Consider the following 11228-nt stretch of genomic DNA (forward strand, 5'->3'; position numbering starts at 1 on the left):
CGCTGAACACCAAGAAAAAGGGCTGAACCGCAATCCGGTTCAGCCCTTTTGTATTTCTGCCTGAATAGGGTGGAGCCTATGCCCCTAGTAGGGTGCCCTTTTGCACGATCCGGATCGGGCCATGTTCCGACACGTGGATGCGGCAGGGAGACTTGATCTCCAGCAGGTTGCCCTTTTCGACCCAGTAGAGTGAGCCGAACAATTTCTCGGCCCTCAACCCGCCTGAGGGCTGGAAGGTGGTTGCCCAGTTGCGGATGGCGTAATCACCCGGAAGCACCAGGCCTTCGCCGCCCCAATGGGGGCGCGCAATGAGCCATACCGAACCGTCCCCATCCTGCGACAGCGTGATGCTCTCGTTGGATACGCTGACATTGCGCGGCTTGTAGGCTTCGATGAAGCGGTTCAGCGGCTCGGGGTCACGGGCTTGCAGGATTTCCCGATAGGCGACCAATAGGCTCTCGACCTCTTCGGGGCTGGCACCGGAGGGTTGCGGAGCCATTGCGGGTGCTGGCTGTGTACGTTGGGCAAAGATGTCCCGATCTCGGAGGGCCGTGCGCCCTTCCATCTGCTCCAGAAACTGTTTTAGCGAGTTGCGGTGAGAGTCGACGGATCGATCGAGCGAGTTTATCCGCTCCTCGAGATCCCTGATGCGTTTGGCGCTGGCGTCGAATGCCTCGTCATAGGCGTCGAACATCCTGTTGTGATTGCGCTCGGTCAGGAAGGCGTTGATCCCCAGGACGATGGCGGCCAACAGAGCCAGAAGAGCGACACCTAAAGTCGCCCATGGCAAGATTTTCAACGGCTGTTCCAGTGCGTCCGGCTGTTGAACTTCAGTGGCCGTTTCGTCCGGAATCTGTGCCGGTGCCTGTTCTACCGACATAGGCGCAGCGGTTTGAGCTTGCTCCGTTGCGACCGGTGCATCGGGCAGGCTCGCGGCGGTCGTCGTCGGCGCGGCGTGGGCAAGGCCACTCGTCGCGAGGATAGCGAAGGTCAGCGCCAGACCGGCAGGCTTAAAGACACGGTTTCGCATTAGCGCACATCCTTGATCAGCAGGATTTCATCACGACGGTCGATCTCCTGCGTCATGAACCGGATGAGTTCACGCAGGGCCAGAATGAAGGGCGGCTCGAAGGGCTGGGCATCGCGGTCTTCGAAGGCATCCTCTTCCAACAGGGCGAGGCTGGTCCGAAGGTGCGAGCGGGCGCGTTTGCGCAGCTCGTCCAATGCACCGCGCGACTTGATGTCGACCGACAGGCCGATGGCTTCGCGCAACTGGGCCAACAGGTCTTGAAGGTTTTCCAGCCCGATATCGTCGAAGTCGGACAGGTCCTTGATGCCGAACAGTTCGTCCGTATCGGCATGGGTCTCGCCACGGCTGGTAATTTTCTCGCCTAGGATGGCGAAGCGTTGCTCGGTATCGGTGCTGGAAGCCGGAACGTCGACCAGAAGGCCCTTTGCGACTTCATGCTTGGCTTCGGTCGCGCCAGGGAAGCGGGCGGACACGCTTCCCTTGATCGACTTCCCGGTGGCCACACGCACCGCGATTTTGAGCACCTGTTCCAGTTCGTCATCCGGCACACCGGCCGAAAGCTGCTGGTAGAGGGACGAGCCGCGGCCGGCGAAACCGACCGTCATGCGTGACAGGTCATCGGCACTGATCGGGGCATCCGGACTTTCGACCAGACGTTTCAGGACAAGGCCGACGTAGTACATCATGCCGCCTAGCGCGACGAAAGCAACCTGACGCAGGCCTTCTCCCAAGGGGGCAGCCGAGAGGCGTCGGAAGCCGGAGGCGAACTTGTCGTTGAAGTTCGGCTTGTTGACGAACAGTTCGACGAAGTCGCGGCGACCGTCTTCGTCGAGTTTCGATGCCTTGGAGAGGCCCTCGGCCACATCGCTTAGATCGATGTCGCGCAGCAGGTCGATATTGTTGGCCAGATAGGAGGTGAAGAAGTGGCCACCGGCCACCTTCACCGAGTTGCGCCAGATCGGATTGTCATCCTTCCAGATGGCGATGTCGGTGGTGCCGCCGCCAATGTCGAGGATGACCATGAGGCGGTCGGGCGTCCGTTCGTTCTGGCGCAGGTAGTAGTGACCGGCGGCCAGACCCTCGGCCTTGTGCAGGAATGGACGGGTAACGGGCGGAGCCGTGTCCCCGAACAGTTCGCGCCAACCGGCGGCGATTTCCTTTTCCAACTGGGCGCGCTCACGCGGTTTGAAGGCCTGCGGATAGGAGAAGCGCCAGTCGATGGCTCCGACCGAGCCGCCGGTGGCCACAGTCTCGGCGGCGGTCATCATCATGACCTGACGCAGGAAGCGGGCGGCCATGGCGCGCATCGGGGCGGTGTCACCCCATTTGAGGCGGAATTTCAGGATGCCGCGCTCGGTCCAATCCAGATACGGGTTCTCGCCCGGCGTCAGCTTGGAGTGCCACTTCAGGAAGCCGTCGAAGTTCGGCACGAAGAAGACCGCATCGGTCAGACCATGGGACTCGATCTTTCCGGCATCAACCTCTTGCTGGAGTTGAGGCGGGAGGGCCGGCCTGAACTCGCGCAGTTTGACGACAGTCGGGAAGGGCGACTGGTGCGCCTTGAGTGGGAAGAAGGTGGTGTAAAGCTCGATCAGTTCCTGACGGCGCTTTTCTTCCTTTTCGCGGACGCCGAAGGGGAACAGGACGCGGTCCTCGAAATCGACCCGGTCGATGGTGCTGCCGCGACGGCGGTAGATGACCGTGTTGGTGGTGCCGAAGTCGACAGCCATGGTGGTGTCACCCACGCTGGCGGACGACGGTTCCTGGAAACGGACCAGCGCCATGCCGACGGTGTCGTATTCGCCGTCCGGCTTTTGGCGGGCGAAGAAGATGGCATCGGCACCGTCGGTCAGATGGTGCATCTCGCCGATGGATTGCTCGGTCGCATAATAGCCCACGCGTTGCATCAGACGACGCTGCGGCGTGCGGATTTCCGAGAAGCGCGGCGCATCGGGCGCAAAGCCGAACATGGCATCGATCGGGCCAATGCCCGGTTCGAACCAGCGACGTAGACGGCGCACGCGATCGGCCTGGGTGTTCGCCTCGCCATTCACTTCTTCGGCGATGAAATTACCGGTGACCGCAAAGCGCGGACGCACTTGATAGGTCGGGCTGCCCGAGAAGTGGAAATAGGTCCATTGCCAGCCCGGAGCCTTGAAGTTCGGCCAGAACGACAAGTCTCCCGGGGTTTCCGAGGAGAGGACTTCCAGCGTCTTGCGGACGGTGTGCGTCTGGCCGTTCGACAGCTTGAGTTGCAGAACGGCTGTGGCTTCCTTTGGACCTTTCTGGAGTTGGGCGACCTTGGGCAAATCTGCCGGATCAACCAACAAAAGCGCCAGCGGCGTCAGCGGCAGCAGTACCGAGGTGAAGTCACCGTAATGGGCCTCGATACGGGTGGAAGCATCGAAACCAACCAACGCCTGGGAGAAGATATCGTCGGGCGTGATAACCAGCCAGCCCGCTTCCTCGGCCTCGACGCGGATGGTCTTGAGGATGTGCGGCTTGAGGGCTTCGGCGAGGCTGTATTGGCCCCAGATGCGGATGTCTTCGGGCGGAAGACGCAGAGAGTCCGACAGTTGTTCGTCGACTAGGATAGCCCCGCGCGCCACCTTGGTCAGGTTGGTGGTCGTTCTCAGCACGGCGTCGCCCTGTTCGGGGGCAACATTGCGGGCTTCATAGGCGCTGGTGGTGCCCAGCAGGGCCTGATGCAACTGGGTAGGCCAGTCGAGCGCCAGCGGCTGATCGCGCAGGTCGCTGCCGTCATTGGCGCGCGCGACGCAGTCTTCGTAGAACGTCTTCAGCTCGATGAAGAGCTTTGAGCGGATGCGATTGTCCAGCTCGCCCGCCCCCTGCAAACCCGCGGCGAGACGGTTCACATAGTTGGCAACGATGCGGAAATGTCGTGCAGAAAGCGATGCGCGGGTGGGGCAGGTCAGGCCATTGACCATCCACGGCACCGAGGCGCTGCGTACATCTTGTCCGCCTTGAACGCCGCTGACGATCACAGACGGGCTGAGCATGCCGATGGTGCGACCCTGATCGAAAGCAAAGGCGTTGCCGCCCGCTTGTTCACGCAAGACGATAAGGCTCTGCTCGTCCCAACGTAATTGCGGGTGCAGGCTGCCGGCAGGCTGAAGTTCCTTCAGAACGCGGCGGAAGCGCGAGCCTGCGTCGATCGGTAGGGTTTCGATCGAGAGCGTGTAGTAGTTCTTGAACTCGACCTGCAGAGCCAGCGTGGTCAGGATGCCGCGCCATTGCTGACGCGTGTGGTCGTGCAGCGGGTGGCGGGTGTCGAGAAGGCTGCGCTCGAACAGCAGAGGCTGGGCCCATGGGTCGGGAATGCTCTTGATGCCTTCGCGGTCGGCCGATTTGACGCCGACCTTGAGCGACTCTGCCAGAGCATCGAGACGCTCGATCTTCAGCCAACTGCCCGCCGCCTTCGGGGCGTCCATCGGGCCGTTGATGTCGAGTGCGGGCAGGACATAGGTGAGTTGACGTTGTCCCATATCAGTAGCTCGCGGACTCGGGTTGAAGGTCGGAGAAGGCGTGCAGGGCAGACACGAAAATGCCCAGTCCGCGCTGTCCCTTGTCGGGTTCGGCCTCGGTGCTGAGGCGATGCAGCAGGTCCGCCGAAGTCGGCAGGTTGCCGGTGGACTCGCCCGGTATGATCAAGCGGTTCAGTAGAGCGTCGTGCTGGTTCTCGTGCAGCGTCGCTGGCAAGGAGAAGCGATTGCTTCCGTCACCGTCACGCTGGGTGATCTCCTCCAGCTTCCACAGGCGGAAATCCAGTTTGGCCGCATTGGCATGGATTTCGATAGCGGCGGCCCAGCGCAAAAGGTCGTCGACATAGTGGTTCAAGGAAGCCACTTCGTTCTCGGGCGCAGCCGCCCGGAAGTCGATCTGGTTCAACTGCTGCATGCGGTACCACGGGTCGCGGCTGATCATGCGGCTAAGGCCCGACCGAGGGCGCGAGACGATGGGGGCCCAATATTTCCACGACGCGCCAAAGCGCAACAACTGGCCCAGAGCCTTGAGAGGCAGGTGGTTGTCGCCCTGCGGTGAGGGCAGGTCGGTCCACGTCACAGTATCCGCGTGCGAGCGGGCGACCGTATAGACTTCGCTCTCTTCGCTGCGCTCGTTCTCTGTCTCGAAGAAGCGGGCGGCAGCAAGGGCACCGTAAACCTCGGGCAGCAGTGCCGGATTTTCCTGTGCCTGTGCACCGGCGTGGTGGTCACCGACCGAGAAGGGGCGATCCCAGCCGACCATGTACATCTGGTCGAATACCGGCTCGCGGGCCAGCATATCTGCATAATACTTGAGCGCGTTTTGCGACTGCTGGGCCAGTTCCTCGGCCCGGGCAACGTTGGCGTCAGCGGACTCAACCTCGTCCGAAGGCGGGGCGGCAAAGTCGAAATAGGGCAGCATCAGAACGCCGCCGATACGGACATTGTCGGCCCCTGCGGGAACCTTGCGCCGGATGAGCTTGGCCAATGTGGGGAAGCCCGCCGCGCCCGTGCCGCCAAAGACCGAGCCGACCAGCAGGATGTTCACATCGCGCGAACCGCGGGCCGAGTTGACGTGCTCGACCAGCTGTTTCCAGAAATCCACGTCGGTTTCGATGCGCGAGGTCATGGCTGCGGCCCCGATGTGGGGGCGCCCGCGATAACCCTGATCCAGTGGCATCTTCTGTTCGGTATCGCCGGCACCCTTACCGACCGCGAACAGGCTGTCGAACAGGCGCTGCTCGGTCTCGCTCATCGACTCGCGGTCGAAGATCTGGGCCAGCGTGACGTTGGCGTTCGGGTGCGGTGTCCAGACGTTCTCGACCTCGGAAATCTTGCGAATTTCTGTGCGTAGAAGGGGGCTGGTACCCAAGGTGTGGTTGCCGCTGCCCTCGCGCCAGGAACGGCGGGCGTCGATCAGGGTCTGGATCAGGCGCTCCGTGCGGTTGACGTTACCGTTGCTGCGGTCCTGATCGACCAGACCGACATACATCTGTTCTGGCATGAGGCCCGCAGAGGTCAGGTGCAGGGTGCTCTCGACGACCTTGGCTCCGGTCCCGCCGATGCCGATGACGATATTGATGGTCAACGCGAAGCCCTCCGCAACGGGACAAACAGGGTGGCGAGGGGGACCGACGTGCGCATCTTGGTCGGGGCGGCGAAGCCGGTTGCCAGATGGTAGGCCAGTGCCGTCAGGACCACGCCGCCGATGCCATAGGGATAGACGCGCGAGGGCGAGACAGCCTGTGCGGCACCGCCGGTGCGCAGGCACAGCCAAGCGAACAGAACCGACAGGATCAGGGTAGCGAACAGGCCCAGCACCCACATGCCCGAGGCCGAACGCATCCCATTGACGCCGCCCACATGAGGCGCGCGCAGGCAGGCGTAGATGGCCCAAAGGCTGGCGATGACAAAGCCCGCGAGGATGCTGCGGAACAGACCGGTCTCGAGGCCCTTCACGGTATCACGCCGCAACTGGTCGATCTGGGCCTGTTGTTGGGCAGCGGAGTTGGCCGACGTGGCGTCTCCCAAAATGGTGCCCAGATTGTCTTCGGCCGCGACGGGCGCGGCCGCCGTCGTCGGCGCAGTGGGCAGATGGGCGCGGTCAAGGAAGTCCGGCGATCTGGTCGTGGCGGCAATGGCACCCCAACCGATCCCTGCCAGAATGGCAAAGATCACGAGGACCTTGAGAAGCGAAGCGAATATCGACTTGGCCAAGACGGCAACCTCTGGATTTTAGGATTTGGTTTTGACGACGAGCGCGAGCGTGGCCAGCGGGCGGCCTCCCTCGGGCTGCTGGTCCTGCGTGCTTCGCTCCAGAATGGAGGCCAGCTCGGCAAGATTTAGCGCGGGGAAGAAGGCTGGATTGCGGGCGCTGATCGCACTGGCCTGATCGGGCGAAACACTCCAGTCCCGCATCCAGCGCGTCGCGTCGGAGTTAGGTTTGACCGTGCGTGTCGTGTAGCTTGCACCGATGAGATAGGTGTGGCCGGGCAGAAGATCTGCAGCGGCGCGAGCATCAAGGACGAAGGTGGCCGTCGTCTTTCCGGTGTCATCGGTGTTCACGCGCCATGTACCGCTCAGGTTCGGCATGGCCTCCCACGCGCCGGGGCCGCAGCCTTTGGATGCGCGGCGCCACACGCGAGCGAAGCCGTTGGGCTCGCCTTCCCATACAGCACCGGGCAGGACGCGCGCCTTGGGATCAACGGCAACCGTAAGGCCCGCCTTTCCGGCCTGAAGGTCCTTTACGCTGACTTCCACCTGACGGACCGGCGTCTCTGGGGTGCTGAAAACAGGAGCTGGAATAGCAGAGCCGGTCAGACGGGCATCGGGCAGGTCACCCATCCAGTCGGCCGACGGTTCAGGGCCGAACCAGGTGAAATTGATCCGGTTCTCGGCGAAGGCGGGGCTGCCGGCACGGGTCAGGGATCGATAGGCGGTGAGGATCTCTTTGCGCGTGCCTACCAAGACCACGAACAGAGGGCGCTCGCGGGCACCGCGATGGGTGCCGACATTGGGCACCTCATAGACTGGCCCGCTATAGGGAGCGCGGATGCCGATGACGCCGATCGAGCGTTGGTCCTTGCCGTTCTGACCTGAAAGAATACGTCGAAGCGGGCCGCCAATAGCGACTTCGGTGCTGCCCTTGAAGGCCGAAGTCGAGAGCCACAGGTCGCTGACAATGATCCGCAGGCCGGGTGAGCGGTCGTCGGCAATCTGGGCGAGCACATCGTCCAGACGGCTTTCCTGATTATCGCAATCGGCCTGTTTGCCGCAGCGATAGAAGGCGGCCGCAGCCGGGTCTGCGCGGGCGGGCATGGCGGCGATCTTCTCGCCGAACCGCTTCCAGACAATCTCGGTACTGCCGTCGCGAGCGTGATCGTTAATCAGTCGCTGAATGTCAGCCAGCGGATGCAGATTGGCATTGGCACCGTCGATATAGCCCGCAATGCTCTCGGAACCGTCCCAGTAGGCGGTGATCGGGCCGGTCTTTTCTGTCGCCGCAGGGCGCAAGGCCGCTGGAGATTGTTCAGGCGCGCAAATCTGCGTTGCCTTGCCGTTATTGCATGCGTTGAGGAACAGCGCCGTCAAACACGCAGTAAAGGCCAAACCGGCCTTAGCTTTGAGCACCGACATCCCCCATTTTTGCCGGAAGTTTTTATATAACTACGGTTTAGCGCCATGGCGGAACCGGTGTCGATTCATTTATCTCGGCGTTATTTAAATTTGTACTGATCGTTGATCGGTGATCGCGGGTGTCATATCGAGGGCGGTGGGGGTGGGTTATGAGTATCATCGAGCTGTTAGTGGACGGTCAGCGGATCAAGCTGACAACAGACGAAAATGTGACCCGCGCGATTGTCGTCGGCGACCTGAAGCCGGCGACCCGCGTTGTCATCTGGGAACATGACGAGGAGGTTTTCGTCGGCGCTGCGATGGACGATCCGCAGCTGCGGGCGCTGTTTCCGCCAGAGATGCTTCCGGCCGTGCCCGGCACAAAGAAGATTACTCCTGTTTCGCAAGATGCGGCGGCGGCTCCAGAGAATGCGCTAGCAGCTGTGCCTGCTCTCCTTGAAGAGCAGCCCGTGGAGGCAGAACCGGTTCGTGTCACCCGCGTGCACGAGACACCCGTCGTCAATTCGGCAGATGCGGACCAAGAGGCTTTCGAGCGTCGCTTGGAGGCTGCTCGCCGGTTTCATGAACGGATGGATCGCGCGAAGGCACAGTCATCCTCGGCCCCGGTTGAGGCTAAGCCGGCTCGGGTCACCCGCGTGCAGGACGCGCCAATCGTCAGGGCGTCGGACGCGACAACCGAAGAGAGTTTGCAGCGTCGATTAGAGGCTGCTCGCCTGTTGCACGAACAGATGGATCGCGAGCAAGCACAGCAAGTCGCGATGTCCTCTGGGGCCAAACCCCGTCCTTGGCGACACTGGGTGGCCAAGCTGATTGACCTTCCTTTTCTCGTATTTGCAGCCACCCTAGCCGGAGCGTTGCTCGGCGGAGGCTTCTGGCCGGACCAGCCCGCCGCGATTGTCATCATCTCGATTGGGATGATCTTTGTTATCGAGGCTCTGATCATGCGGGTTTTTGGAGCTACCTTGGGTAAGGGACTGCTCAATATCCAGGTCCGCAAAAACGGCCGCCATATTGGGTTCTTTGCGGGAATAGGCCGCAGTCTCCAGTCGCATATCGTCGGCGCTGGAGCCTGGATACCGATCATCAGCATTGTGGTGATGCTGGGGGCGCGTACCCGCATGCTCGAAGCGGGTCGTAGTGCCTGGGATCTTGGTGCAGGAAATCAGGTCACCTATGGCAAGATTGGGTTCTTGCGGGCAGTGGGCATCATAGGCTTTTTCGTTCTGGCGTATCTGTTGTTGGCAGCGGCTGGCGGACTGTAAGTCCGTCGCCTTGGGGAAGGTAGCGGGGCGCGAATGTACAAGATGGGGTTCAGGATTGATGGCCAGACGGTAGTTCTGTCCAGCGACGACAGTGTCCGTCACGCCATGTTGCGCGGCGATCTAAGACGCGACACCCGCGTATTCGTGGAAGATGACGACAGGGAGGTCTTTGTCGGACCTGCCGAGGATTTTGGTTGGCTGAAAGCGCGCTTCGAGGAAGTTTTCCCCGCGCCGGTCGTAACTGAAGCCGAAGTTGTCGAAGAACAGCCTGAGGTGGTCGCTCCTGCGCCCGCTCCGGTTGCCTCCGAAGATAAAAGCCCCGCCGAAGAGCCTGTCCAGCCGCCTGTCAGCGCCGCTGCGGGACAAACTCCGCAACCTGCGGAACCGCAACTGAACGTCGCGCCCGTGGCTCGCGCCAGCACCGGGAAATCTTCGACCGGACCGGTGTTGGCTCTGCTCGGGGCGTTTGTCGGTATCGTCGTTTTCGTCTTCTGGATGGTGGACAACAACAGAAGCTATGAACCCTATGAGGCCGTGCAGTCCGAGCCGGCTGCAGTGGCAGAGGCTGAGCCCGCCTATCCGGTTCTTGAAACCGGAAGGATGTACAGTTTCCCGCAGACTCCCGAAGCGGGCCGGGTGTTTCAGGTCGGTGACCTGCTGGTGGAACTATCTTCGGCCTACACCGATGGGTACGAGTCTCCGGTTCTCAAGCTCACTGATCCCGAGGGGCAGGTCTTCGCTTTGACGGGTGATGGCCAGTTCGAGCACGCAGAGTTTGGAGTGGGTGATCTGGATGGTGGGGGCAGAGCCGATGACCTGATCTTCACCAGTTTTTCGGGCGGGGCTCACTGCTGTTACGCGATCAGCGTCGCCACCAAACATAATGGCCAGTGGCGCAATGTCGATTTCGGGATGTGGGATGGTGCAGGTCTTGATGGCTTCCCGACCAATCTGGGCGGGGATGCTGCGCCGGAGTTCCGCGCCTATGACAACAGCTTCCTTTACGCATTCGCTTCCTACGCCGAAAGCGCGGCACCGGTGCAAATCCTGAAGCTGCGTGGAGGCCAGATGGTGGATGTGTCCACCGATCGCGCCTATCGGCAGGAGCACGTAAACCGCATGGCCCAGTTGGAGCCGTCCTGTCGCAATGGCCAGAACGGCGCGTGCGCGGCCTATGTCGCATCCGCAGCGCGCGCCGGATCCATGTCTCCCGCATGGGCCGTTATGCTCCAAAGCTATACGAACACTGATTGGATATTGCCGACCGCCTGTCTCATTCCGACAAATGACGCCTGTCCGGCCTCGATGGAGGTCGCGTTTGAAACCTATCCCGAGGCGCTTCAGTACTTCCTGGGCGAGCGGGAGTACGCCTCCCAAGCCTATGTTTCCGGCAAGCAATGGAACGGTAAGCCGTCATTTGATTGCACGGGCAATCTCGGCGAGGTGCTGGGACTGGTCTGCGATACGCCCTACCTGCGGATGCTCGATCACCAACTCGCGCAGGCCTACACCAAGGCGATGGCGTTCAGCAGGGATCGCATTGCGCTTCAGCGCACGCAGCAGGAGTGGATCGCCCTGCGCAATAGCCAACCTGCCGACCTCGACACGATATCCTACCTCTATCAGGCACGTATCAGCCAACTAACGGGCAACTGATCGCTGCGGCCCTAAGCGGGTATTGAGCAGGTTCTAACTGGTAACGACAATAATGTCGGGACCAGTTAAGAGCTGCTCACTTCAGGCCCGTTAGCATTGAGCTTTTGGAATCCGACCATTTTAGCAGACCACTTAAGAGCT

7 protein-coding genes are annotated in these 11228 nt (G+C 61.6%); 2 read left to right on the plus strand and 5 right to left on the minus strand.

Features of this window, described 5'->3' with window-relative positions:
* Nucleotides 1–76: 76 nt before the first annotated feature.
* From LOX95_RS11680 to LOX95_RS11700, 5 genes are read right to left on the minus strand one after another with little or no spacing between them, the layout of a single operon-like run.
* A complete protein-coding gene (locus LOX95_RS11680; protein ID WP_242914787.1) occupies nt 77–1030 on the minus strand; it encodes a hypothetical protein in 954 nt (317 codons plus the stop codon).
* Nucleotides 1030–4536: a hypothetical protein gene (locus tag LOX95_RS11685; protein WP_242914789.1), complete on the minus strand. Its 3507-nt coding sequence runs from the start codon at nt 4534–4536 to the stop codon at nt 1030–1032. The genes LOX95_RS11680 and LOX95_RS11685 overlap by 1 nt, the downstream gene beginning before the upstream one ends.
* 1 nt (nt 4537) lies before the next feature.
* Nucleotides 4538–6121, minus strand: coding sequence for a tubulin-like doman-containing protein (locus tag LOX95_RS11690; protein ID WP_242914790.1), 1584 nt, complete (start codon nt 6119–6121; stop codon nt 4538–4540).
* Nucleotides 6118–6750 carry a hypothetical protein gene (locus LOX95_RS11695; RefSeq protein ID WP_242914792.1) on the minus strand — a complete coding sequence of 211 codons (633 nt, stop codon included), beginning with the start codon at nt 6748–6750 and terminating at the stop codon, nt 6118–6120. The genes LOX95_RS11690 and LOX95_RS11695 overlap by 4 nt, the downstream gene beginning before the upstream one ends.
* A gap of 18 nt (nt 6751–6768) precedes the next feature.
* The gene (locus LOX95_RS11700; RefSeq protein WP_242914795.1) at nt 6769–8169 is read right to left on the minus strand and encodes a hypothetical protein; all 1401 of its coding nucleotides are present in this window, start codon (nt 8167–8169) and stop codon (nt 6769–6771) included.
* Between the two features lie 149 nt (nt 8170–8318).
* Here LOX95_RS11700 and LOX95_RS11705 point away from each other — a divergent pair, with 149 nt between their 5' ends.
* Together LOX95_RS11705 and LOX95_RS11710 are read left to right on the plus strand one after the other, a co-directional pair.
* A complete protein-coding gene (locus LOX95_RS11705) occupies nt 8319–9431 on the plus strand; it encodes an RDD family protein (protein ID WP_242914797.1) in 1113 nt (370 codons plus the stop codon).
* A gap of 42 nt (nt 9432–9473) precedes the next feature.
* Nucleotides 9474–11087: a lysozyme inhibitor LprI family protein gene (locus LOX95_RS11710; protein WP_242914799.1), complete on the plus strand. Its 1614-nt coding sequence runs from the start codon at nt 9474–9476 to the stop codon at nt 11085–11087.
* Nucleotides 11088–11228: the final 141 nt, after the last annotated feature.

The sequence above is a fragment of the Brevundimonas pishanensis genome (assembly GCF_022750635.1).
Taxonomy (GTDB): domain Bacteria; phylum Pseudomonadota; class Alphaproteobacteria; order Caulobacterales; family Caulobacteraceae; genus Brevundimonas; species Brevundimonas pishanensis.